The organism is Paraburkholderia caribensis (genome assembly GCF_002902945.1).
In the GTDB taxonomy this organism is placed as follows: domain Bacteria; phylum Pseudomonadota; class Gammaproteobacteria; order Burkholderiales; family Burkholderiaceae; genus Paraburkholderia; species Paraburkholderia caribensis.
Map to the genome: position 1 here is coordinate 2,946,349 of NZ_CP026101.1, position 25,266 is coordinate 2,971,614.

Consider the following 25,266-nt stretch of genomic DNA (forward strand, 5'->3'; position numbering starts at 1 on the left):
CGCCGGGGCCGCGCGTTGCTTCGCTCTCAACTCCCCAGCATCAATGCGCAGCCGCGCGCGATATTGGCCGCCGCTGACGGCGGGTCGAAACGCCGGATCACGTCCATGCAGCGTTGCGCCGATGCCTGCGCGTCGGCGAATGCCTCCGTTGCCTTCAGCAGCGTGCGCTGCAGCCCCGCGCCGTCGCCCGCCGTGAACGCGTAGCCGCTCACGCCTTCGTGCACGAGTTCGGGCACGCAGCCGCAGCTCTCGCTGACGACCACCGGGCAGCCATGCGCCAGCGCCTCGTTGACGACGAGGCCCCACGGTTCGCTGCGGCTCGGCAGCACGAGGCACGTCGCGCCGTAGTATTCGCGCGAGAGCGGTTCGTCCTGCAAGCTGCCGACGAACGTGATCGAGCGGTTCAGGCCCAGCTCGGCGACGCGCTTGCGCAAGTCTCGTTCGAGCGGCCCCGTGCCGACGATACGCAACTGCGGATCGGGCAGACGCTTCGCGATTCCCGCAAACGCGTCGATCAGCGTCGTGATGCCTTTCTCTTCGGACAGCCGCCCGACGAACAGAAACACGGGCGCATTGCCCGCCCGGTACTGCATGCGCTCGGCGAGTGCGCGCTCGGGCGAGAACGTGACGGGCAGCGCGGCCGCCTGACACGGAATGAAAATCTTCTCGCGCTTCGCGCCGAGCGACATCAGATAGTCGCGGCTGCGCTCGCCGAAACCGAAGTAGCCGTCGCAGAGCGCGAAGAACACACGCTTCGGAACCGACGTCAACAGACGTTTCGGGCGATCGCGCGCCGTCGAATCGCAGAACACGGCACGGCGCTTGCCCGTCACCACGCACGCGGCGAGCATCGCCCAGTACTCGGGGCGGTGATAGCCAGGCAGCACGATCAGGTCCGACTTCGCCTTCAGCACTTCCCAGACAAGACGCTTCGTCAGTTGCCAGCGCGGCACGTCCTCGTAGCAGCCGTCGAAAAGCTTGTGCATCGGATAGCGATGAAACGAATAGTCGACGTCCGAAAAGCCGATTCGATCATGTTCCGTGTCCGCGATCTGCACCATCGAGTAGCGGATCGCGCCCGATGCCGAGATGCTGTGCAACGCGGAGAACACGGCGCCCTTGTGCCGTGACCACACAACGTTATGAAAGATCGTGACTGACGCACTCATTTCTTACGGTCCTTATTCGATCGAAACTGTCGTTTCTCCCAGCAAAAAAGAACGGACGTCGCCCTTATCCCGGTCCCGGGCAACGTCCGTCACCAGGAGCGGCTCATCAGGCACGCGCGGCCATCGCGAACGAAGGCGCAGCGTATCTTTCCCCTTGCTTCTCTACGAACTTGTCTCCGTACTTCTCCTCATACTTCGCGGCGAATTCGCGATACGTATTCGCGATCCCGTCCGCGAGGCCAATGCTCGCGCGCCAGCCCATCTGCGCCAGCTGCGACACGTCGAGCAGCTTGCGCGGCGTGCCGTCCGGCTTGCTCGCATCGAACTGCAACTGGCCTTCGAAACCCACGACGTCGCAGATCGTCTGCGCGAGTTCGCGAATGCTCAGGTCCTCGCCGACGCCGACGTTGAACACGCCCGTGTTCACATCGTGCTCGAGCACGAAGAGCGTCGCTGCGGCCAGATCGTCGACATGCAGGAACTCGCGGCGCGGCGTGCCGCTGCCCCATACGGTCAGCGATTTGTCGCCGTGCAGGCGCGCCTCGTGCGCCTTGCGGATCAGCGCGGGCAGCACGTGGCTGTTCTTCAGGTCGTAGTTGTCGTTCGGACCGTAGAGGTTGGTCGGCATCAGCGCGACATAGCGCGTGCCGTACTCGCGGTTGTACGCGTCGCACAGCTTGAGACCTGCGATCTTCGCGATCGCATACGCGTCGTTGGTCGGCTCCAGTTCCGAGGTCAGCAGATACGATTCGCGGATCGGCTGCGGACACAGCTTCGGATAGATGCATGACGAGCCGAAGAACACCAGCCGGTCGACGTTCGCGCGATACGCCGCGTGAATCACGTTGGTCTCGATCACGAGGTTCTCGTAGAGAAACTCGCCGGGCTGCGTCGAGTTCGCCAGAATGCCGCCGACGCGCGCCGCCGCGAGCAGCACGACGTCGATCTGCTCGCTCTCGAAGAAGCGGTTGACGGCCGCCTGGTCGGTCAGGTCGAGTTCGGCATGCGTGCGCGTGACGAGGTTGCGATAGCCGCTCGCCTCGAGCTTGCGCACGAGCGCCGAGCCGACCATCCCGCGATGCCCTGCGACGAAGATGCGTGCGTTCTTGTCCATGGCGTCACTCGTGATGTTCCAGCGCCTTGAAACCGGCCAGCGTGACGAGCGCATCGCGCCGCGCGATCTGGTAGTCCGACACCACCATTTCCTTCACGAGCGTCTCGAACGAGGTGGTCGGCTGCCAGCCCAGCTTCTGATGCGCCTTCGACGGGTCGCCGAGCAGCGTCTCCACTTCCGTCGGACGGAAGTAGCGCGGATCGACGCGCACGATCACGTCGCCCGGCTGCACGCGCATTTCGCTGCGATTGCGGCGCTCGACATGTTCGACGATGCCCACTTCATGCACGCCCTCGCCTTCAAAGCGCACCGTGATGCCGAGCTCCGCCGCCGCGCGCTGCACGAACTCGCGCACGCTGTACTGGACGCCCGTCGCGATCACGAAGTCTTCGGGTGCTTCCTGCTGCAGCATCATCCATTGCATCTCGACGTAATCGCGCGCATGGCCCCAGTCGCGCAGCGCCGACAGATTGCCGAGGTAAAGCTCTTCCTGCAGGCCGACCGCGATGCGCGCGATGGCGCGCGTGATCTTGCGCGTGACGAAGGTTTCGCCGCGCACGGGCGACTCGTGGTTGAACAGAATGCCGTTGCACGCGTAGATGCCATACGCCTCGCGGTAATTGACCGTGGTCCAGTACGCGAACAGCTTCGCGACGGCATACGGGCTGCGCGGATAGAACGGCGTGGTCTCGCGCTGCGGCACTTCCTGCACGAGACCATACAGTTCCGACGTCGATGCCTGATAGAAGCGCGTTTTCTTCTCGAAGCCGCAGATGCGGATCGCTTCGAGCAGACGCAGCGTGCCGAGGCCGTCGGCATTGGCCGTGTATTCCGGCTCTTCGAACGACACGGCGACATGGCTCTGCGCCGCGAGGTTATAGACTTCGTCGGGCTTGACGCGCTGGATGATGCGCGTGAGGCTCGTCGAATCCGTCAGGTCGCCGTGATGCAGTTGCAGGCGCTGGTCCGGGTCGTGCACATCGCGGTAAAGGTGGTCGATCCGGTCGGTGTTGAACAACGACGAGCGACGCTTGATGCCATGCACCTCGTAGCCCTTGTCGATCAGCAGCTCGGCCAGGTATGAGCCGTCCTGGCCGGTAATGCCCGTAATCAAGGCAACCTTTCGAGTCATCGTATTCTCCTAGGTGGAACTGAGCCGGCGCATCGGCGCCTCGCTCCGATCCCGTGCGTTTAGCCTGCGATACTCTCGTAACCGTAATAGCCGCCGCGATAACCCGAGCCGATGAAAGCGCCCGCCTGCGGCACGTCGGTCAACAGCACCCCCTGCAAATCCACGCCGCCATTGCGCAGGCGCTTCGCGGTTTCCGCGAGCTCGCCGACTGGATGGCGACCGTGGCGAATCACCAGCAAAGTTGTCCCCACGTGCTTGCCGATCACAGTCGAATCGGTGACGGCGAGCACGGGTGGTGTATCGATAATGATGAAGTCGTACTGCTTCTTCAGCTCGTCGAGCATCGTTTCGAAACGCTTGCTCATCAGCAGCTCCGAAGGATGCGAGGGCAGCGAGCCCTTGGTGAGCACGTCGAGGCCCGGCAAGACGTCGCGCTGGATCGACGATTGCAGGTCGCCGCCGCGCAGCACGTCAGAAAGACCCGGCTGATGCTGCAGACCGAAGTGCGAGTGCACGTCGCCGCGCCGCATGTCGCCGTCGATCACGAGCGTGCGCTTGGCCGTCGAGGCGACGAGCGCCGACAGGTTCACCGACAGGAACGACTTGCCTGCATCCGGACGTGAGCCCGTCAGCATCACGACGTTGTTCTGCTTGTCGTCGACGGAGAGCTGCAGCGACGTGCGCAGATTGCGCACCCCTTCCACGGCGATATCCTGCGGCGCCTGTTCGGCGAGCACGTGCAAGCCGCGGCGGCGCATCATGACGTCCTGCTGCAGGCGCAGCTGCTGCTCGCTGCGCGGCACCACCGCGAACACGGGCACGCCCAGCGCGGCTTCGAGCTCGTCCGGACGTTCGACCCCGCCATACAGCGTCTTGCGCACGAACGCGAACACGATGGCGATAAAGAGACCCGCGCCGAAGCTGATCAGAATCACCAGCACGCGTTTCGGACGCACAGGGTCGTCGGCCGCCTCGGCAAAGTCGACGATGCGTACGTCGCCCACCTGGCCCGCCTTCGCGATGCGCAGTTGCTGCGCGCTGTTGAGCAGGTTCGTGTACAGCTCGGTATCGACGTGCACGTCGCGCAACAGGCGCAACGCTGTCTGCTCGGTGTCGGGCAGCGTTTGCACGCTCTTGCCCATCTTCCCGAGATTGCCTTGCAGCGCGGCGATTTGCGCGTCCAGTGCGGCGACGGCCGGGTGATTCGCGGTAAAGCGTTGCGACATTTCCGCGCGCTGCGTTTGCAGGTCGACCAGTTTGGTCTTGTTATCGACGATCTGCTGCAGCAGCAGCCGGCTTTCTTCGCTCAGATCGACAGTGCCGTGCTGGTTGCGGAACGTGTTGTAACGCTGCTCGGCGGCATCGAGTTCCTTGCGCAGCTGCGGCAACTGCTGGTCGAGGAACGCCAGCATGTGCTCGGCTTCCGTCGAACGGCTTTCAACGTCCTGGCGGATGAACTCGCGCGCCATGCTGTTCATGATGTCGGCCGTGAGCTTCGGATCGTGACCTTCGAGGCTCGCGCGGATCACGCCCGACTGCAGCGTCGATTCGCCGATATCCATCGCCTTCTGCAGCCGCTCGACGGTGGTCAGCGTCGACCCGCGCGTCAGGTCGTAACGCGTGCCCGGCGCACCCGTCATTTCATCGACGCGCAGCGTAATCGGTCCAGCCGGCGTTTCGCGCACGACGTTCTCGCCGACGCGTCCTTCGAGAATCGCGACGCCGTCGGGATTGTTCAGCACGAAGTCGCCATTCTGGCCGGCGATCAACGTGAAGTCCTTGTCGTACATGTCCTTCGCCGTGTCGAAGCGCGACACCTTGATGCTCTCGTTGCCCCACGCGTAACTCGGCAACTGCAGCGCCGGCGGCAGCTTGATGCCCCACTTGCCGTTCATCAGCGGCGCGAGCAGTCCGCCGACGAAAGGCAAGGTGTGCGGCCGCGCGGCGATGTCGAGGTGCAGCGACTTGACGGTCTCCTCGGTCACGAGCCGCGACTTCATCAACTCGATCTCGGCCGCCGTCGACGGCTTCGTGTCGAACATGCCCGTCAGCGGTTGCAGGCCGTCCTGCTTGTTGTTGTTATCGGCCTTGTCGACCACATGAAACAGCACGTCCGCACGATAGACGGGCGTCGCGATAAATGCATACGCGGTGCCCAGCGCCGTGATGGCCAGCGTGATCATCAGAATGGAGCGCCAGTTCGCGACGATGGCCTGCAGGTAATCCGTCAGATGCATCTCGTCCGAACTGACATCCGTATAACGATTGTCAAAGTTGATAGCCATTTGCTTGATCCATCAAAAACCGACAGTGTCGAAAGCGCTGCATGCTTCACCCCGTTACTGCATCCGCAGACCTGCCGCTTACTTCGCGAGCAACGCGGCCGTCACACCGGCGTTGATTGCCGGCAGCAGCAGCGTCAACACACGGTTAAAGCGCACGAGGCTGTTGTTGTCGACATAGACGACATCCTTCGGCTGCAGCTCGAACTGGTTCGCGAGCAGCATCGAAACGGGCGAGGTCGTGTCGAGGTGATAGATCTCCGGCTTGTCGCTCGTCGAATTGCGGATGACGAAGGTCTGCTTTGCGTCGGCCGTGTTCGGGTTGAAGCTGCCCGCCTGCGACAGCGCCTCCGACAACGAGAGCTTGCCGTCGCGCATCGGCAGAATCGTGGCGGGCTTGTTCACTTCGCCCATCAGATAGATGCCGTTCTCTTCGCGTGCCGGCACGCGCAGCATGTCGCCCGGTTGCAGATAGATCGAGGTTGGCGCGCGGCCGCGCTTGATCAGGTCGGGCATGTTCAGGTCGTAGGTCACGCCGTTGCGCACGAGTTCGAGGCGCCCCTGGTCCGCGTTCGGCGTGAAGCCTCCCGTGCGGTTGATCGCTTCCGTCAGCGACATGGGGATGTCGTTGATCTGCGCGGGCCCGGGCGCATGCACTTCGCCGTCCACATACACCTGCGACGAGCGGAATGACGAAACGCGCACGGTCACTTCAGGCTTCGAATAGACCACGCTCAACTTTTTATACAGCTCTTTCTGCACCGTCGACGCGTCCTTGCCGCCCACATGCAGCGTGCCCGCATACGGGAACTGGATGTTGCCGTCGGCATCGACGAGAAAGCCGAGCCCCGGATCGTTCTTGTTGCCCGATGCCTGCGGCTGTCCGAGCGCGGCGGCCAGCTCGGGGTGATCCCAGACGGTGATCTGCAACACGTCACCGGGACCGATCTTGTAGACGGGCGGCTTGTTGCTGAAGAGACCGACCGTCTGCTGGCTCAGATCGGTCGTCTGGCCTTTCATCTTCCGCACAAGCGACAGATTGATATCGGTGATGGGAATCTGGATCTGCTGCTCGGCCTCGGTGCTGTACTCACCGCCCGTATCCGGTAGCGCGGCAGGCGTGATCATCCGTTGTCCGGGTGCGAGACCGCAGGCGGAAAGCAGCAACGTCATCGACAGCACTAACGGCGCGTACACGCCTGTTCGAATGCGGTTCATGGCAGTTCCTCCTAACACGGGAGCTTGGTCCTTTTTCATTGGCTTGCTCCCCGTCTCAATACGCGTTGGTATGAATGAAGCCTTTGACGATCGTGGCGCCGATAATCCGCATATCGAGCCAGAACGTCCAATGCCCCAGGTAATACAGGTCATGCGCGACCCGCCGCTCCATCTTTTCGATGCGATCGGTTTCGCCGCGAAAGCCGTTGATTTGCGCCCAGCCTGTGATACCCGGCTTGATCCGGTAACGATGGATGTAGCCGGCCACGACCTTCTGATACAGATCGTCGTGTTCGAGTGCGTGCGGGCGTGGCCCGACCACGGACATGTCGCCGCGCAGCACGTTGAAGAACTGCGGCAGCTCGTCGAGACTCGTGCGGCGCAGGAACGCACCGACCCGGGTGATGCGCGGATCGCCCTTGGTCGCCTGGCTGACCTTGCCGGCTTCCTCGGTGTGCACGCGCATCGAGCGGAACTTGTAGATCTTGAAGACGCGGCCGTCGGCGCCCTTGCGCTTCTGCCGGAAGAACACCGGGCCGGGCGACGACACCTTCACGGCAATCGCAATCGCGATCAGCAGCGGCGCGAGTCCGATGATGGCGGCCGCGGCGAACACGCGGTCGAACAGGTCCTTCTTGAACAGCGCGCGCGACGACAGCGGCGACGCGACGAGGTTGATCGCGGGCACGCCGAGCAGCTCGATCACGCTACTGGTGTCGAACAGCGCGAGGCTGCGCACGTCCGGCATGAAGCGGATGTTCACGAGGTCGTTGCGAAACTCGGTGACGAGGCGAAAGATCGTGCGCTCGTCGGTGAGCGACAGCGCGAGCCATAGTTCGTGGACGTCGTTGGCGCGTACGTAGTCGGCGAACGCCGCCTGCGAATCGAAGCAGGTCACGCGCGGGTTGGTGAGCGGCGATTCTTCGGGGTGCGTGTTCAGGACGGCCGTGGCGCGAAAGCCCGTGGCCGGCTGCGATTCGACGCGACGCAGGATCTGGTCGCAATGGCCGCCGCTGCCGACGATCGCCACCTGATGCAGATTCCAGCCGAGGCGCCGCGCACGGGCCAGCACGGCATGCGCGATCAGCCGCCACGCAATCAGCAGGCCGCCCGCCATCGCCGTCCAGTACGCGAACCAGAGGCGCGACACGATGTCGATCCGGTGCAGCGAATACATCAGCGCGAGCGCGCAGCCTTGCACGACGAGCCACGCGAGTGCCACCTGCCCGGCCAGTGCGAGCTTCGAGCGGCCGCGCCAGGACACGTAGACGCCGAACGCCGGGAACATTGCCAGCGCAAAAGCCGCGGAAAAGAGAACGAACGCGTCGTAGAAGCCGCGCTGTGAAAATTCGTCGAAGCGGATCTGCGATGCGACGATGGCGCCTAGAAGAATCAGCGCCACGTCCGCAACCCGCGCGAAAAAGTCCTGTAAGTCCCGCATATCGGTCACCCTGCCATTCGTCGTTCGTTACCTGCTCTCCGGGTGTTGCGTGGGGTGTTGCCCATCACGCCGCCGCGCGCCTAACTGGCGGCGTGAGTCGGGCCCTGCCCCGTGCCCTGACTCTGGTTCTGGACCTGAAGCGGCCCTGCGCCCTGCAACGGCTTCTGGTCTTGCGCCTGTTCGCAGCGGCCGTACGTGTCGTCGAAGCGCACGATGTCGTCTTCGCCGAGATACGAGCCCGACTGCACCTCGATGATTTCGAGCGGCACCTTGCCCGGGTTCTCCAGCCTGTGGCGCACGCCGAGCGGAATGTAGGTCGATTCGTTTTCGCTCAGCAGGAACTGCTCGTCGCCGCGCGTGACGAGCGCCGTGCCGCGCACGACGATCCAGTGTTCGGCGCGGTGGTGGTGCAGTTGCAGCGACAGCTTCGCGCCCGGCGTCACGACGATGCGCTTCACCTGGAAGCGGTCGCCGTGATCGATCGAGTCGTAGAAGCCCCACGGGCGGCGCACCTTGCGATGCGCGTCGGCCTCGGGCGCTTTCTGCGCCTTGATGCGCGCGACCAGCCCCTTCACGTCCTGCACGCGCGAACGGTCGGCGACGAGCACGGCGTCCGCCGTTTCGACGACCACCACATTGGTCGTGCCGACACACGCGACGAGCCGTCCGTCCGAGTGCGCATAGCTCGATACGGCGCCTTCGAACATCACGCGGCCGCGCCCGACGTTGCCGTTCTCGTCCTTCGGCTGCGCGGCCCATACGGCGTCCCACGAACCGAGATCGGACCAGCCCGCGTCGAGCGGCACGACCACGCCCGCCGAGGTCCAGCCCACCGTCGCATTCAGGCGCTCCATCACCGCGTAGTCGATCGAATCGGCGGGCGAGCGCGTGAACGCGTCCGCCGCCGGGCGGAACGTGGTGCCGTCCGTGTGCCCTTGTACGAACGACGCGAGACACGCCGCGTGCATGTCGGGCTGCAACGATTGCAGCGTCGCGAGCCACACGCTCGCGCGCACGATGAAGATGCCGCTGTTCCACCAGTACGTGCCTTGCGCCAGGTATTGCTTCGCGAGTTCGGCGGCGGGCTTTTCGACGAAGCCGTCGATCTCGCGCGCCTCGTCATCCAGCTTCCGGCCGACGCGGATATAACCAAAGCCAGTTTCCGGCGCGCGCGGCGGCACGCCGAGCGTCGCGATCGAGCCGCGCTGCGCATGGCGCGCGGCAACTTCCAGCGCGCGCTGCAATGCGGGCACATCGGCGATCGCATGATCGGACGGCATCACGACGAGAATCGCATCGTCGCCGTTCGCGCAGGCGAGCGCTGCCGCCAGCGTGAGCGCCGGGGCCGTGTCGCGCCGCGCGGGCTCGACCACGAGACGCGGCGTGCAGGCGTTGCACGTCAGCTGCTCGGCGATCACGAAGCGATGCTCCTCGCCGCACACGACGATGGGCGAATTCGATACGGTCCAGCCAGCCGGGAAGCCTTCCATCCGATGCACGGTGTCCTGCAACAGCGACTCCGAACCGACGACTCCGATCAGCTGCTTCGGAAAGTTTTCACGCGACATCGGCCACAGGCGCGTGCCCGATCCGCCCGCCAGGATCACCGGCACGATCTGCGTGCACGCTGGCAGCGCGCCGGCGGTTGTCGCCGCATTGGTCGGATTGTTCTGGTCGATCAACATATTTGGATTCCTTAATATCTGCCACTTAACGCCTGGCGTGAGGACCTGGAACACACTTCGGATCTTGGCCGGTGGCTAGATGCCGGCCTCGCGCCGGGTCTTCATCCGGTATTCCGTCGGCGAGACTTTCATCCGCTTGCGGAAGATCTTGGCGAGGCGATCGCCGTTGCCCATTCCCGTGCGCCGCGCGATCTTGTCGACAGGCAGTTCGGAATCGGTCAACAGGCTGCAGGTAATCGCGAGCCGTGCGTGCAACAGGTAGTCGGACGGCGTGACGCCCACTTCCATCTTGAAGCGACGCAGGAAATTGCGTTCGCTCATCGCGGCCACCTGGGCCGCGTCCGCGATCGAAATCGAGCGCTGACAATTCTCCTGTAACCAGCGCGCCGCGGCGCGCACCTTGTCCGCGGGACTCTTGCCCGTGCTGTCGCCCAACAGCGACATCAGGCTGTCGCCGGCGTCGGGCATCAGGCGTTCGGCGACGTTGCGCGCGACGTCGATGCCCAGATCGCGCTTGATCAGCATCAGCGCGCTCTTCATCGACTCGAGACGATCGTTCGCTTCGCTGCCGTTACGTTCATCGCGTTCTTCGCGCACGTTGTAGCTGCCGAAGTCGCGCTGCTGCTGAATGCCGTTGATGCACGCCGCTTCGAGCAACGAGCGTCCTTCGCCGATTGGACGCACGGTGCTGGTGTTCGCATGCACGCGCCGCAGCCAGGCAATGAGCCTTTCGTCGCGGGCCGCGGTACGCGCACCCTTGCCGCCCGCGACGAACAATGCATCGAAGCCCATGTAATGACGTGCGTCGAGTCCATCCGTCCAGACGCGAATCGACGACGAGCAGGTAATGTTTCCGCCTGCAGCCGAGAGGAAACTCACGTCATACGTCCAGCTGTGACTGGCGGATGAAGACAGTTCGTTAGCAGCGTGAAAAACTTCCGCGACGATGCCTGCGCCAAGAAGAGAACAGCCGTCGAAAAGCAGAATTGCAATGTGGCGTGTAGCGGCTGCATAGTGCGCGCTGCGCTCAGGCGCTCGCACCCAGCCAACCATTGGAGATTCCAGACTTGCATACGCCATGACTCTTCCCCCTTGACCATTCCGGCGTGGAAAGAACTAGATAAATGCATGCGATGTGCAGTGCATCATACGCATTAAAAAAACAATCCCGGCAGCTACTGACTGAAACTGACGATGTATTGGCGTATTCGGTCCGTTGGATGCTAACCGGCTTTCAGCCCGCATTTAACAATCAGATAAACCGATTATTACGGGCCCGTATTCCACTGCTAATTCGCCATTTCATACGACGAACCCCGCCTACGCCCGAAAGCACCGCCAGGCTTGACACAAAGCCTTACAAATTGTTGCAATTACATTTTCTTCATACCAATAAAACAGCAATTTTTTCGGTTTTACATTTAACTGCCGCAATACTTACCCGAACGCATACCTGGTTATCCTCATTCCCAGTCAATTGCCAGTTTGCTAATATGAAATGACGGCCTTATTGATATGATGAAATTGCGCGCACAAGGGCACGAATTAGGAATTATAAGAACGGAAATGCCACGCCAAATAATTTCTTCTATTCCTTTTTGAGTGGCGCCATAAATAAATCAATTAATGTTTCAAACGCGAAACATTGGGCCCCAGTGCGAGGCGCAATGGCGCTAACCAGGTGCAGTCAAACCGCGGTTTTGGCGAGCCATTCAGGTTCATTCGGACACGCGCACACCGCCTTCCGGCGTTGCGGCCCTTATGCGGCGTGACTTTGCTGCATTAGTCGAATCTCGCCACGAACAAGCGTCGCGACGACGCAACATTCGCATCGATCCGCCAGTGAAGTTGCGCCCATGCACTAGGAAACGTCCAATTCCTGCTAACTCACCGGTGTAATCTGGGTCGCTCGATATGCGCGTAACCGGTCATCAATACCGTTTGGGGGAAGAATGACTGATGGCGATAACAGTATCGGTAAGAGATGCGCATTGGATTTTCCACCGCATCTTTCACGCAATGCTTCGTTCAGCTTGCGAGCGGCCATGCTACTCGTATCCGTTGCGATAGCGAGCGGCTGTGACAATGCATCGGCCGATAACGAGCAGGCTCCTGCTAACTGGACACATTGCGCGGACGAGCGCGGCAGGTGCAGTTTCAGCGGCACGCGCGACGTCCGTTACGGCAGCGAGTCGCACAATACGGTCAAGTCGCTGACGAACGGCACGCCTTGCGACAACGGAGTATTCGGCGACCCCGCGCCTGGCGAGCTCAAGCAATGCTGGATCGCGGGCGCACCAGATGCAGCCAGCCCTTCCGCTTCCGCCAAAGCCAAAACTGCATCCACCAACGACACGTCCGACGACAACGGATGGCCGATGAAAGCGCCGCCTCGTGCGAACGATTCTCAAGGACTCCGTTGTAACAAATCGTCCGACGTGGCGGCGGCGAACGCACAGGGCGATCTCATCGACGCGGACACGCCGGGAAGCGACGGCACGCGCCTCTTTCCGCTCGACCGTTCGTTCCAGATTGTCATCACGACACGCGCGCCGCGCGACGACAAGCTCGCGTGGAAAGTCCGCGACGCATGGGGCACCGTGCAGGCAAGCGGTACGTATGGCGTCGCGCAAGGCGCGCGTCAGGTGACCTTGAATTGCGAGTCTTCGCTAGCGGGATACTTCGCAGTGTCGGCATCGCTGGAGAAGGCGCATGGGCAATTGGCGGCGCGCGGCACGCGCCCGCTCGGCATCGCGACCTTCGGCGTGCTGCCCGATGTGTCGGCGAGCGTGCCGCCCGTGCATTACGCGCACGCGGACCTGCATCGCTTCGGCGGCCAGGGCGGCGCGTTCGTCGGACCGGGCCAGCGCTGCTGCGACGGCGACGGCTATCGTCCGCTGTATACGCGGCTGGGCCTCACCTGGGTCAACGACAACCGCAACTGGTACAAGGAAGAACCGGATCGCGCGGACACCTTCAATCCCGCCACGCGACAACTCGCGCCGTTCTTCCGCAAAGGCGACCTGCTGCGGCTGATCCAGCTCGATGGCTTTCCTGGTTGGGCAAGTCCCACGGGCAAGCAGACGCATAGCTATCTGCCGAAGTCGACGGACGCGCTGCGCGAATACATGCAGCGCGTCGGTACTGAATCGAGCCGCGTGCGCAGCACGGTCTTTCCGACCCAATCGAGCAACTACTATCAGGTGACATGGGAGCCCGATCTGGCAGGCGGCCTACCCTGGCGCGACACCGATGCGAATTTCGTCCAACTATATAAGTCCGTGCATGAAGGCATTCATGCGACCGACCCGAACGCTGTCGTGATGGGCCCCACGTTTGGATCGGTGGTTGGCAATATCGAATGGCTCAAGCGTCTCGCGCCGCTCGGTCTGCCCAGGTATCTCGACGGAATCGCCATTCACGGCTACTACGATCCGGGCGGCAACAGCCCGTCGCATCCGCCCGAGCGCCTGATGAACGACAGCAATCCGCAACAGGCGCAGTACGCGCTGCCGAACGCGATGCGCGCCCTGCGACGCGTGATGACGGAACAGTACAAGCCAGGTGCGAAGCTGTTCGCAACGGAGACGGGGATCAGCTACGACGTCGGCGAAGAGTACGGCCCGCGCTATCCGCCCAACGATGTGCTGTACGCGCAAGGCGCCGTCGTCGCGCGCACGCATCTGATCCTGCTCGGCGAAGGCGCCGACATGACCTACATCTTCTATTCGAACGACTCGCCCGCTGCGACGCCGGGCTACGGCGTGTTCTTCGACCTCGAACATCCGAAGGGCGCCTTCGGTCCGAGCACGGTCAGCCCGAAGCCGGCCGCCTCCGCGATTGTCGCGATGACGCGGCTGATCGACGGCACGGCTACGCTCGGGCCCGTCAAGCGCACGCCCGCAGGCGTCTACGCGTACGCATTTCAGCGCCTGAACAACGGCAAGATCGTCACGGCCGCCTGGACGCACGACAACGCCAGGTGGAACAAGTCGACTCACTTCGATCCGACGGCGGGCGTTGCGTGGCGTCTTCAGGTCGATGCACCGGGCACGACGGGCAAGGTCACGGTGTTCGACATGATGGGCAATCCGGCGAGCGTGCCGTACGAAGATGGTTACGTGTCGCTCGCGCTGACGGAGACGCCCGTGTATGTGGTGTCGTCGAATGCGGCGGTGATGAAGGCCAACGTCACGACGCCTGCGGGTTATGTCGCGCCATGACCATCGTCATCGCCTTGATCGCGCCGTGACGAAAGCGTGCACAAAACGGCGCATAACCCACGCCCACGCGCCCCATTTCACTTTGGCCATACAAGACGGCATTTAGGCGTCAGACGACAGAACCGCGTTTTATTGCTGCGTCTAGACTCTGTGCAATGCTGCAAGCCGCGCGAAATGCGCGCGTCACGTAGCGCAAACCATCGAGGCCATGACGACGGAGCGGTGGAATGACCGGTTTGGGCTGGATCATGGTGATGGTGGTCGCAATGCTGGCGTCCTGGCTGCTGCTTAGCGTGGGCGTCGCCGTTGCCATCGCCCTTCTGTTCGGTACCGCGTCGCGGCTGTTCGCCAGCGATCACGATCAATAGACAGGCAAGCCGGCCGAGCACGCCGGCCGCCCGTCACACGTGCGAAGCGTGTGACGCGGCATCGTGCTGCATGCCGTTTCGCTGCATCCATTAAACAAGACTACATGACGAGAGAGAGACATGGCCGCCACGTGTGCCGATTATCTCGAAGCAGGCGATTTTCTCCAGGTCGTCAAGATGACACCGCTCGTGTCGATCGACCTGATCGTGTCCGACTACGCGGGGCGAGTGCTCGTCGGGCATCGGCGCAATCGCCCCGCGCTCGGCACCTGGTTCGTGCCGGGCGGGCGCATCTGCAAGAACGAAAGGCTCGACGCGGCGTTCACGCGCATCGTCGACGCGGAACTCGGCATCTCCGGCATGGAGCGCGCGGCCGCGCGTTTCGGCGGTCTGTTCGAACACCTTTATAAAGACAACTTCGCGGGCGCGGAGAAGATCACGACGCACTACGTCGTGATCGCGTACTTCCTGACGCTCGAGAACACGGCGTCTGTCGGGCGCTTCGACCAGCACAGCCGCTATATCTGGCTCACGCCCGAAGCGCTGCTCGCGCGCGACGACGTGCACGAAAACACCAAGGCGTATTTCCGCTGAGTCCGCCGGCAACGTTCGCCGGCGGGCCATGTCTTTTCACCATGAAAGCGGCGCGGTAGTTCGCGCCGCCACGCCGCTTGCGCGCGCCGGAATCAGACCCGGCTCAACAGTTCGGCCAGCTCTTCCTGCGCGCCCTCGCCGTTCGCGCCGGGTTCGCCTTGCATACGGCCGCGCAAATAGGCATCGAACGCATCTTTCACCTCGGGATGGCGCAACGCGAACTCGACCGTCGCCTTCAGGTAGCCGAGCTTGCTGCCGCAGTCGAAGCGCTTGCCGTGGTACTGGTACGCGAGCGCCTGTTCCGAGCCGAGCAGCGACTGGATGGCATCCGTGAGCTGGATCTCGCCGCCCGCACCGGCTCGCTGGCGGCGCAGGTGATCGAAGATCGCGGGCATCAGCACGTAGCGGCCCACGACGCCGAGATTCGACGGCGCGTCCTCCGGCGCGGGCTTTTCGACGATGCCCGACATCTTGAAGAGCCGATCGTCCCAGCGCTTGCCGTCGATCACGCCATACGAGCGCGATTCCTGCTTGCCGATCTCCTCGACACCGACAATCGAGCAGTGATAGTGATTGAACAGGCTCACCATCTGCGACAGAACGGGCGGCTCGCCGTCGAGCAGGTCGTCGGCGAGCATTACGGCGAACGGCTCGTCGCCGACCAGTTTTTCCGCGCACAGCACCGCGTGGCCGAGCCCGAGCGGCTCCGGCTGGCGCACATAGCAGCATTCGACGTGGCTCGGCTTGATGTTCTGCACCAGTTCCAGCAAAGCGAGCTTGCCGCGCGCGAGCAGTTCGCACTCGACCTCGTAGGACTTGTCGAAATGGTCTTCGATTGCGCGCTTGCTGCGCCCCGTGACAAAGATCATCTCGGTGATGCCCGCCGCGATCGCCTCTTCGACCGCGTACTGGATCAGCGGTTTGTCGACGACGGGCAGCATTTCTTTCGGGCTCGCCTTCGTCGCGGGGAGGAATCGGGTGCCGAGTCCGGCCACGGGAAACACCGCCTTGCGTATGCTAAGCATGCTCGCGCCTCTTTTGAGTGGTTTGATAAGCATCGATACGCCAGCGTATTCCGCGAATATCGAGCCGATCTGCCAACTTCTCGGTATTTTCCGACTCAAACCGCCAGTGCTTAAAAACCTGGGCCTATGATGGACCCAAGGCACGCAGACCTTCATTCTTTCGCCGTCCTCGGCACTGGAGACAGACGATGCGATATGAGCACGCGGTGAGTCGATGGATGGATTCAACCTCGTCGAGCGCAGTCGTCAATGTCGGGCACATGGTCAAACGTATCGGCATTCTCGTTTTTGAACGATTTCCGCTGAGCGACGTGTGTCTGCTCGCTGACGCATTCCGACTCGCCAACGAAGCACAGGCCGATCAATCCGGCCCCGAGGGTGCCAGCATCGAACCCTCCTATTCGATCGTCATGCTGTCCGAAATGGGCGGCAGCGTCGTCAGCAGCTGTTCGCTGCGCGTGTGGACGGAGAGCCTCAATGGACCGCTGCTGAACGGCTTCGATACGCTGTTCATCGTCGGCGGCCCGGGCGCGTCGCGCGCGAAGGCGAACGAGCGTCTCATCCGGCGCCTCCGCGCGATCGCGCCGAAAATCCGCGTCGTCAAGGCGCTCGACGAAGGCCTCGGCGTGCTGGCGGCCGCCGATCTCGCTTTCGAGCGGCGCGGCTGGCGCAGCATGTCGGGCCCAACCGACGACTCCGGCCAACCCGCCGCCCCCGTCGTGAACGACACGCAATGGCACATCGAACCCGGCGCCTCGATCGACGTCGACGCGCCCGTGCGTTCGATCGCGGCGGCGCTCACGGTCATCAAACGCGATCACGGCACGCCGATCGCACGCCTCGTGTCCGAGCGCGCGCTGTCGGGCACGTCGCGGCGCCTCGATGCGATTCTCGACGACGACGAAAAAAAGGGCATCACCCGCAAGATCACGACGGCCGCGCACTGGATCCGCGAGAACTACACGCGTCACATCTCCGTGGCGGAAGCCGCCGAAGTCGCGAAGATGAGCGAGCGCAATTTCCTGCGGCGCTTCAAGGCGCAGGTGGGGCTCACGCCGTCGGAATACCTGCTGCGCGCGCGGCTCGACGCGAGCTGCCTGCTGCTGACGGAGACCGACATGTCGATCGACGGGATCGCACGGCGCTGCGGCGTGCGCAGCGGCGACGGACTCGCGAAGATCTTCCGCAAGCGCCTGTCCATTTCTCCGACCGACTATCGCGCGGCACATCGGCACAGCGTGTCGAAGAGCTGATCCCGGCCGCGCGCCGGTCACCATTCCCGTATTTGGGACGATGCGTTGCGCATCAACGCGGGCATGAGCTAATAACAAAAATAACGTTGGTGGCAGCGGCCAGGCGCCCTTAGGATTCGCCCTTTTGCGCGTTTTGCGCCCAGCCGCATGTCCACCGTTCTCGCGCCCGAAACAGGCGTCGCGCAAGCATCTTCCCGCGCGCACAACAAGCCTGTCATCCGTTCCGCCGCCGATGTCTCGGCACTCGTCAACCAGGGCGCCGCCATTGGCAGCGACGCGCGCATCGTCGTCGCGATCGCGCTCGGCGGCGTGTTTCTCGATGCCTACGATCTCGGCGCCCTCGCCTTCGGCCTCAAGGACGTCGCGCGCGAATTCTCGCTGACGCCTGCCGGCACCGGCTTCGTCGCTTCGGCGATCACGTTCGGCGCGATCGTCGGCGCGTTTCTCGGCGGCTTTCTGACCGACCGCATCGGCCGCTATCGCGTGTTCATGGCCGACATGTTCTTCTTCGTGATCGCCGCGCTCGCCTGCGCGTTCGCGCCGAACGCATGGGTGCTCGGCGGTGCGCGTTTCGTGATGGGCCTCGGCGTCGGTATCGACCTGCCCGTTGCTATGGCGTTTCTCGCCGAGTTCTCGCGGCTGCAAGGCAAAGGCAACAAGGCCTCGCGCGTCGCGATGTGGTGCCCCGTCTGGTATGCCGCCATCAGCGTGTCGTATCTGCTCGTGCTGGCGTTCTATGCGACCTTGCCGGAGAGCCATCAGCCGCTGCTATGGCGTCTGATTCTCGGCTTTGGCGCCGCGCCCGCCATTGTCATCATCCTGATCCGCAGCCGCTATATCAGCGAGTCGCCCGTGTGGGCAGCGAATCAGGGCGACCTGAACGGCGCCGCGCAGATTCTCAAGCGCTCGTACGGCATCGATGCGGAAGTCGCGCAAGACGCCGCGGCCAACGCGAAACAGAGCCATGTGCGCACGGCGTCGTGGAGAAACTACGGCACGCTGCTCAAAGGCGTCTATCTGAAGCGCACGGTGCTCGCGACGGTCATCGCGATCGCGTCGTCGTTCGCGTATAACGCGGTCGCGTTCGGCTTGCCGGTGATCATCTCGAGCTTCCTCGCGCAGTCGATGCTCACCACGATCCTCGCGTCGCTCGTGCTCAATCTCGCGTTCGCGTTCGTCGGCGGCATCATCGCGGTGCGCACGGTGCCGAAGTTCGGCGCATGGAACATGACGGTGCTCGGCTATGCGTGCCAGCTGGTCGCGCTGGTCGGTCTGGCCGTCGTCGGCAAACCGGCGGGCAGCGCGCAGGTTGCCACCGCGATCGCGATGCTCGCGCTGTTCCTGTTCGGCCAGGGGTTCGGTCCGGGCTCGCACAGCATGACGTTCGCTTCGCTGAGCTATCCGACTTCGCTGCGCGGCGTCGGCGTCGGCTTCAATCAGACGCTGATGCGCGCGAGCTCGACCGTCTCGCTGTTCCTGTTCCCCGTGCTCGCCGCCGCGCTGCATACGCGCGTGTTCTGGATCATCGCCGTCGCGCCGCTGTGCGGCCTGATTGCGTTGCTCGCAATTCGTTGGGAGCCGTCGGGCTACGACGTCGACGCGGAAGACTTCGCGCCGGCCGCGTCGCTCGGGCAGTAGCGCGCTTCCGACGCCGGGCGGGACAGCGGGAGATTCGCTGTCGTCGTCAAACCACTAAGGGTCTCCGGGCAACCGGAGACCTTTTTTTACGTTTGGCGGCGCAAACGTTGAGAAAACGCATCGCGTGTCGTGCGTCGCCAACGCCTTGTTCTGGAGTCCAGATATTTGCATTTATCGAGATGGAAAGACGTGCAATGATCGCGCCGCCATGCCCACGTGGTGAACGCACATCGACGTCACCTTGCGAGCGGGCATTCGTAAAAGAACGTTTTCATCTCAAGGTCATGGTCAATTTCCTGCTCGATCTGATTTCGAACCTGATCATCCTCGCCGCGCTGCTGACGGCATGTTGCGTGATCAACTGGATGAGGCCCGATGCGAAAGTGGACGGCTATCTGGTGTTCGTGGTGTTCGTCGCGATAGCGCTGCTGTTCGATGCCGCGTTGACCTTTCTGGTGTTCGCCGATTCGCAGGCGCGCTATGGCAAGTTCAGCACCATGCAAGCGTTCATTCCGCGCCTTGCCGCGTACGCGACGGCCAGCGGCATCGCCATCGGCCTGTCGCGCATGCGCAGCCGCAAGGCAGCCGGGCGCGCCGGTGCGCACACCGTGATCCGCACGTCGCCTTCCGCCAATTGACGGCGACGGGCGCAGGCCGTTCCCACCCGGGAATATCTCTTGCTCACGGCCGCGCCATCGCCTATAACAGTCGATGATTGCAAGCGGCGGCAACAGCGCCGCCGTTTCTCGCATATCGGGCAACCTGCCCGCTCAAGCCGTTCGCCGTACGGATAACAACGTCGTGTAGCACAAGCGATGGACGCGGCGTCCGCCCTGCTGGTCCGCCTCGCGTCCACTGCGCAGTCGCACGCACGCAGTCAGTCATACGAACCGACTCAAGCGAGGGAATCGTGGATATCGAAGCCGTACGCGTCTTTCTGATGACCCGAGGCATCGACTTCGGGACCGAGGTACTCGGTGCAATCGTTCTGTGGATCGTCGGGCGATGGGTCATCGGGCTCGTCATCGGCCTGCTGCGCAAGGTGCTCGCGCGCAACAGCAAGGTCGATCCGACGCTCGCGCACTACCTTGGCTCGATTCTCGGTGGGCTTCTGAACCTGATCCTGATCCTCGCGATCTTGCAGGTGTTCGGCGTGCAGACCACCTCGTTCGCCGCGCTGCTCGCGGGCCTCGGTCTCGCGATCGGCACCGCGTGGGGCGGTCTGCTCGCGCATTTCGCGGCGGGCGTCTTCATGCAGGTGCTGCGACCGTTCAAGGTCGGCGATTTCGTGACGGCGGGCGGCGTGACGGGCACGGTTCAGGAACTCGGCCTGTTCGGCACGACGATCATCACGCCCGACAACGTGCTGACCATCGTCGGCAACAACACGATCTTCTCGGGCGTCATCTCGAACTTCAGCGCGCAGCCGGTGCGGCGTGTCGAGCTGACCGCGAAGGTCGCGAACGGCGTCGATCCCATCGATGCGGCGAACCGGTTGCGGGCCGCCATCACGAAGATTCCGAATGTGTCCGAGAGTCCGCCGCCTGATATCGAAGTGCTGTCGTTCACGCCCGAAGGTCCGCTGCTATGCGTGCGGCCTTACACGCACAACGACAACTACTGGCAGGTGTATTTCGACACGAATCGCGCGATCGTCGATACCTTCCGCGAAGCGGGCTATCCGACGCCGGAAACGCCTGTCGTGCGCCGTGTGGCGTCTTAGCGTTGCCGTTGCGATTAATCGGGCTGACCGATCGGGTCTTGTGCGCAGCAGGCATCGCGTGGGGATGCCTGCTGCTCGCCTTCGTCATTGCCCGGTGTTGTTACCGGCCGAGCGCTCCGGCTGACGCTTGCTGCGCATGATCTTCCACAACGCGCCGAGCGCGACGGGCACGATGGCGGCGCCGATGCCGACCAGCACGATCACATTCAGATACTGGCGGATGAACGGAATATTGCCGAAGAAGAAACCGAGCAGCGTCAGAAGCAGCACCCAGAACAGCGCGCCCGCGACGTTGAAGATCTGGAACCGCTTGACGCTCATCTGCGACGCGCCCGCGACGAACGGCGCAAAGGTCCGCACGACGGGAATGAAACGCGCGAGCACGATGGTCTTGCCGCCGTGGCGCTCGTAGAAGTTGTGTGTCTTGCGCAGCGCCTCGCGATCGAGGAACCGTTCGAGCACGGGTATGTGCGACTCGAACACCTTCGGCCCGATTGCACGGCCAATCATGTAGTTCACTGTGTTGCCGAGTATGGCCGCCACCAGCAGCAGCACGATCAGCAGCTCGATGTTCATTTCGCCCGTCGCGCAGAACGCGCCGCCGATGAACAGCAGCGAGTCGCCCGGCAGGAACGGCAACACGACGAGGCCCGTTTCGCAGAACACGATGAGGAACAGTACCGCGTAGACCCACGCGCCGTACTGATGGATGAAGACTCCCAGAAACTTGTCGATGTGCAGGACAAGATTGACGAATTGCAGCAGCGTGTCCAAAGGTCGTCCTTTTAAAAGCAGATGGCTGGCATGACGGGGACGGCGGCCCGTCTCGGCGGCGCGGTCCCGTATGGCGCGCCTCGTGCAGGTCACGGCAGTGACGAAGCATCCCGAGGCAGGAAATTGACCGCGCCATGATACCGAAAGTGCCATGACGACCTTAAAAAATGTCGTCCGTTGTCTGCGCGTTCAGACGATCTGCGACGAATCGCTATAATTTCGCCATGTCCGCAATCCCCGAATCCTCCGAAACGCGTGCCGACGCGCCCGTCGACGCAGATGACGCGCCGGCTCCCGCGTCCAGCCGCGACGCGAGCGCAACCGAAGCCGCCGTCACGCCTCGTCCGCTGCGCGCGATCCAGCCGTTGCCCGACCAGCTGATCAGCCAGATCGCCGCGGGCGAAGTGGTCGAACGGCCGGCGTCGGTGGTGAAGGAATTGCTCGAAAATGCGCTCGATGCGGGCGCGAAGACGCTGCGCATCCTGCTCGACGAAGGCGGCGTCAAGCGCATCTCGATCACCGACGACGGCTGCGGCATTCCCGAAAGCGAGCTCGCGCTCGCGCTGATGCGTCACGCGACCAGCAAAATCCGCTCGCTCGCCGAGCTCGAAGCCGTCGCAACGCTCGGGTTTCGCGGCGAAGCGCTGGCGTCGATCGCGTCGGTGTCGGATATGCACATCACGAGCCGCACCGAGAGCGATTCGCACGCGACGCGCATCGACGCGCAGACGGGCGCGCTGTCGCCCGCGGCGGGCACGCGCGGCACGACGATCGAAGTGCGCGAGCTGTACTTCAACACGCCAGCGCGCCGCAAATTCCTCAAGAGCGAACAGACCGAGCTGGGACATTGCCTGGAAATGATCCGGCGCGCGGCGCTTGCGCGGCCCGACGTCGCGATTTCGGTGCTGCATAACGGCCGCGCCGTCGAACATTGGAACGCCAGCGATCCCGCCACGCGCGTCGCGAAGATTCTCGGCGAGACGTTCGCGACCGCGCATCTGCCGCTCGACGAGTCGGCGGGACCGCTGGCCGTTTACGGCTGCGCCGGTCTGCCGACCGCGAGCCGCGGACGCGCCGACCAACAGTATTTCTTCGTCAACGGCCGCTTCGTGCGCGACAAGCTGCTCACGCACGCCGTGCGCGCCGCCTATGAAGATGTGCTGCACGGCGACCGTTATCCGTCGTATGTGCTGTTCCTCGATCTGCCGCCCGAGGCCGTCGACGTGAACGTGCATCCGTCGAAGATCGAAGTGCGCTTTCGCGATTCGCGTTCGATTCACCAGTTCGTGTTCCATGCCGTGCAGCGCTCGCTCGCGCGGCACGCGGGCGCATCGCCGGAAACGACGTCCGGCGGGCACGCTGCTCGCATCGAGCCGATGCCTTTTCCGACGCCTGCAGCACCAGCAACGTCCGCGACGTCCGGTTCATTTGGCTCGACGCCGCTCGGCGGCGGTTTCCGCGTCAGCGATGGCGGCAGTTCACAGCCGGGCAACACCTGGCTGCGCCAGGCGCGCATGACGCAAGGCACTCTGCCCGTCGCGCAGCCGCTCGCGCTCTACGACGCGTTGTTTGGCCGCAAGGACACGGGCGCGGGCACGCCGCAAGGCACGACTTCTTTCGAACTGCGCGACGCGGCGGATTCCGTCGGGAATGACGGTGCGTCTGCGGGTTTTGCGGGTTTCACGGGTTTGGCGCCTCAGTCGGCCATCGCACCGCAAAGCTTCGACGCGAACGACGAACAGCCGCTCGGCTTTGCGCTTGGCCAGATCCACGGCATCTACGTGCTTGCGCAGAACGCGCGCGGACTGGTGATCGTCGACATGCACGCGGCGCACGAGCGGATTCTGTACGAGCAGTTCAAAAACGCGCTCGTGGACCGCGCGATCGCCGTGCAGCCTTTGCTGATTCCCGTTTCGATGCCGGCTGACGGGGTCGAGATCGGCGTCGTCGAAGAGGAGCGCGAGACGCTCGATGCGCTCGGCTTCGATCTGGCCGTGCTGTCGCCGACGAGCATCGCGATTCGCGCCGTCCCCGCGTTGCTGAAGGATGCCGATTTGCAGGCGCTGGCGCGCGCGGTGCTGTCCGATCTGCACGCGTACGGCGGCTCGCGCGTGCTGACCGAGCGCCAGCATGAGTTGCTCGGCACGCTCGCCTGCCATCACGCGGTGCGCGCGAACCGGCGCCTCACGCTCGACGAAATGAATGCGCTGCTGCGCCAGATGGAAGCGACCGAGCGCGCGGATCAGTGCAATCATGGGCGGCCGACGTGGTTTCAGTTGACGCTTGCCGATCTGGACCGGCTGTTCATGCGCGGACAGTGAGCGGGGCCGTTTTGCACTTCCGCTTACATTTGTCATCACGCCTGCCATCACGCCTTTCATGACGCAGCACGCACCCCAACCGATCGCCTGCCTGCTCGGCCCGACCGCGTCCGGCAAGACGGCGGCCGCCCTGGCGTTCGCGGCGCGCGCGCCTGTCGAGATCATCAGCGTCGATTCGGCGCTGGTGTATCGCGAGATGGATATCGGCACGGCGAAGCCGTCGGCGGAGGAACGCGCCGTCGCGCCTCACCATCTGATCGACATCGTCGATCCCGTTGACGCTTACTCAGCCGCCGATTTCCGCGCCGACGCATTGCGTCTTGTCGGCGAGATTGTTGCGCGCGGCAATGTGCCGCTGCTGGTTGGCGGCACGATGCTGTACTACAAGGCGTTGACGCAGGGTCTGAACGACCTGCCCGCCGCCGATCCCGACGTGCGTGCGACGCTCGACGCGGACGCCGCGCGCGACGGGTGGCCGGCGCTGCATGCGCGCCTCGCGGCTGTCGATGCCGTGACGGCTGCGCGCCTCGCGCCGAACGATTCGCAGCGCATCCAGCGCGCACTCGAAGTGTTCATGCTGACGGGGCAGCCGATGTCGGCCTTGCTGGCCGCGCCCGCGCGCGATGATGATGCCGCACGGCTTTATCGATTCGTTCCGATTGCGCTGGAACCGTCTGACCGGAGTGTGTTGCATGCGCGCATTGCGGCGCGGTTCGATGCGATGCTGGCGGGTGGGTTTGTCGATGAGGTGAAGCGGCTGCGCGCGCGCGGGGATTTGCATCCGGGGTTGCCTTCCATGCGGTGTGTCGGGTATAGGCAGGCCTGGGAGTATCTCGATGGTGAGACCGATTACGACACCATGCGGGATAGGGGCGTCTTCGCGACGCGGCAGTTGTGTAAGAGGCAGCTTACGTGGCTGCGGGGGATGTCGGAGCGGGTTGTGGTGGATTGTTGTGCTGTTGATGCTACTTTGCTTGCCTTGCAGGCTATTGAGCGAGTCGTTGGCTGAATTTTTTTTCGTCTGCCAAGCGGGGTGGTTTGCTTTGGCTTTGCGCTGGCATCCGCTCTACGTTAGCTCGCTTCACGCGTCGCCCCTGTGCGGGGCGGCACCTACTTTTCTTTGCCGCCGCAAAGAAAAGTAGGCAAAAGAAAGCGGCTCACACCGCCAATTCTTGACGTTTGCCCACGGGCCCCCAACGGCCCTACGCTTCACACGCCAGTACCGTGGCTGGTGCTCGTTTCCAACGCTTCGAATCAACGCCTCACCCGCTTCACGCACCTGCGTTTCAGCACGCCGCGCCAGACA

19 protein-coding genes are annotated in these 25,266 nt (G+C 63.5%); 9 read left to right on the forward strand and 10 right to left on the reverse strand.

All coding sequences use genetic code 11. The features are described 5' to 3' along the window. Positions 1-26: 26 nt before the first annotated feature. The 8 genes from C2L66_RS13045 to C2L66_RS13080 all read right to left on the reverse strand — a co-directional run bounded on the left by C2L66_RS13045 (position 27) and on the right by C2L66_RS13080 (position 11,121). Positions 27-1,169, reverse strand: a complete 1,143-nt coding sequence (locus C2L66_RS13045; protein ID WP_060599723.1) for a glycosyltransferase family 4 protein — start codon at positions 1,167-1,169, stop codon at positions 27-29. 106 nt (positions 1,170-1,275) lie between these two features. Next, positions 1,276-2,283, reverse strand: coding sequence for a GDP-L-fucose synthase family protein (locus tag C2L66_RS13050; RefSeq protein WP_060599722.1), 1,008 nt, complete (start codon positions 2,281-2,283; stop codon positions 1,276-1,278). 4 nt (positions 2,284-2,287) lie between these two features. Next, positions 2,288-3,415, reverse strand: a complete 1,128-nt coding sequence (gmd, locus tag C2L66_RS13055) for a GDP-mannose 4,6-dehydratase (RefSeq protein ID WP_054928873.1) — start codon at positions 3,413-3,415, stop codon at positions 2,288-2,290. A gap of 59 nt (positions 3,416-3,474) precedes the next feature. Further along, positions 3,475-5,700, reverse strand: a complete 2,226-nt coding sequence (locus tag C2L66_RS13060) for a polysaccharide biosynthesis tyrosine autokinase (protein WP_054928874.1) — start codon at positions 5,698-5,700, stop codon at positions 3,475-3,477. Positions 5,701-5,778: 78 nt separating this feature from the next. Next, positions 5,779-6,915 (reverse strand): polysaccharide biosynthesis/export family protein, encoded by a 1,137-nt coding sequence (locus C2L66_RS13065; RefSeq protein WP_054928875.1) that lies wholly within the window; start codon positions 6,913-6,915, stop codon positions 5,779-5,781. Between the two features lie 55 nt (positions 6,916-6,970). Further along, entirely contained in the window at positions 6,971-8,356 is a 1,386-nt protein-coding gene (locus C2L66_RS13070; RefSeq protein WP_054928876.1) for an undecaprenyl-phosphate glucose phosphotransferase, read from the reverse strand. Positions 8,357-8,436: 80 nt separating this feature from the next. Continuing rightward, positions 8,437-10,041, reverse strand: a complete 1,605-nt coding sequence (locus tag C2L66_RS13075) for a mannose-1-phosphate guanylyltransferase/mannose-6-phosphate isomerase (protein ID WP_054928877.1) — start codon at positions 10,039-10,041, stop codon at positions 8,437-8,439. Between the two features lie 75 nt (positions 10,042-10,116). Then, positions 10,117-11,121: a GlxA family transcriptional regulator gene (locus C2L66_RS13080; RefSeq protein ID WP_054928878.1), complete on the reverse strand. Its 1,005-nt coding sequence runs from the start codon at positions 11,119-11,121 to the stop codon at positions 10,117-10,119. A 965-nt stretch (positions 11,122-12,086) separates the two neighbouring features. Between C2L66_RS13080 and C2L66_RS13085 the strand changes: the two genes are divergently transcribed. From C2L66_RS13085 to C2L66_RS13090, 3 genes are all read left to right on the forward strand, one after another. After that, a complete protein-coding gene (locus C2L66_RS13085) occupies positions 12,087-14,264 on the forward strand; it encodes a glycoside hydrolase family protein (RefSeq protein ID WP_060599721.1) in 2,178 nt (725 codons plus the stop codon). A 227-nt stretch (positions 14,265-14,491) separates the two neighbouring features. Continuing rightward, on the forward strand, positions 14,492-14,632 hold the full coding sequence (locus tag C2L66_RS41235) for a hypothetical protein (RefSeq protein WP_167352341.1): 141 nt from the start codon (positions 14,492-14,494) through the stop codon (positions 14,630-14,632). A 120-nt stretch (positions 14,633-14,752) separates the two neighbouring features. Further along, a complete protein-coding gene (locus C2L66_RS13090) occupies positions 14,753-15,226 on the forward strand; it encodes a GDP-mannose mannosyl hydrolase (protein WP_036002891.1) in 474 nt (157 codons plus the stop codon). Positions 15,227-15,318: 92 nt separating this feature from the next. Here C2L66_RS13090 and galU read toward each other — a convergent pair whose 3' ends face one another. Further along, positions 15,319-16,251, reverse strand: coding sequence for a UTP--glucose-1-phosphate uridylyltransferase GalU (gene galU, locus C2L66_RS13095; protein WP_051454163.1), 933 nt, complete (start codon positions 16,249-16,251; stop codon positions 15,319-15,321). 218 nt (positions 16,252-16,469) lie between these two features. Here galU and C2L66_RS13100 point away from each other — a divergent pair, with 218 nt between their 5' ends. The 4 genes from C2L66_RS13100 to C2L66_RS13115 all read left to right on the forward strand — a co-directional run bounded on the left by C2L66_RS13100 (position 16,470) and on the right by C2L66_RS13115 (position 20,865). Beyond that, positions 16,470-17,504, forward strand: coding sequence for a GlxA family transcriptional regulator (locus tag C2L66_RS13100; RefSeq protein WP_224100345.1), 1,035 nt, complete (start codon positions 16,470-16,472; stop codon positions 17,502-17,504). 147 nt (positions 17,505-17,651) lie between these two features. Then, the gene (locus C2L66_RS13105; protein WP_060599720.1) at positions 17,652-19,142 is read left to right on the forward strand and encodes an MFS transporter; all 1,491 of its coding nucleotides are present in this window, start codon (positions 17,652-17,654) and stop codon (positions 19,140-19,142) included. A gap of 284 nt (positions 19,143-19,426) precedes the next feature. Continuing rightward, on the forward strand, positions 19,427-19,780 hold the full coding sequence (locus tag C2L66_RS13110; RefSeq protein ID WP_060599719.1) for a hypothetical protein: 354 nt from the start codon (positions 19,427-19,429) through the stop codon (positions 19,778-19,780). Positions 19,781-20,052: 272 nt separating this feature from the next. Continuing rightward, entirely contained in the window at positions 20,053-20,865 is an 813-nt protein-coding gene (locus tag C2L66_RS13115) for a mechanosensitive ion channel family protein (RefSeq protein ID WP_054928885.1), read from the forward strand. Between the two features lie 84 nt (positions 20,866-20,949). Here C2L66_RS13115 and C2L66_RS13120 read toward each other — a convergent pair whose 3' ends face one another. Further along, positions 20,950-21,639, reverse strand: a complete 690-nt coding sequence (locus C2L66_RS13120) for a DedA family protein (protein WP_054928886.1) — start codon at positions 21,637-21,639, stop codon at positions 20,950-20,952. Positions 21,640-21,863: 224 nt separating this feature from the next. On the opposite strand from C2L66_RS13120, the gene mutL reads away from it, so the two are divergent. Together mutL and miaA are read left to right on the forward strand one after the other, a co-directional pair. Further along, complete coding sequence (gene mutL, locus C2L66_RS13125) at positions 21,864-23,960, forward strand: DNA mismatch repair endonuclease MutL (RefSeq protein WP_060599718.1); 2,097 nt, start codon at positions 21,864-21,866, stop codon at positions 23,958-23,960. Between the two features lie 58 nt (positions 23,961-24,018). Continuing rightward, positions 24,019-24,969 carry a tRNA (adenosine(37)-N6)-dimethylallyltransferase MiaA gene (gene miaA / locus C2L66_RS13130; protein WP_060599717.1) on the forward strand — a complete coding sequence of 317 codons (951 nt, stop codon included), beginning with the start codon at positions 24,019-24,021 and terminating at the stop codon, positions 24,967-24,969. Positions 24,970-25,266 lie beyond the last annotated feature (297 nt).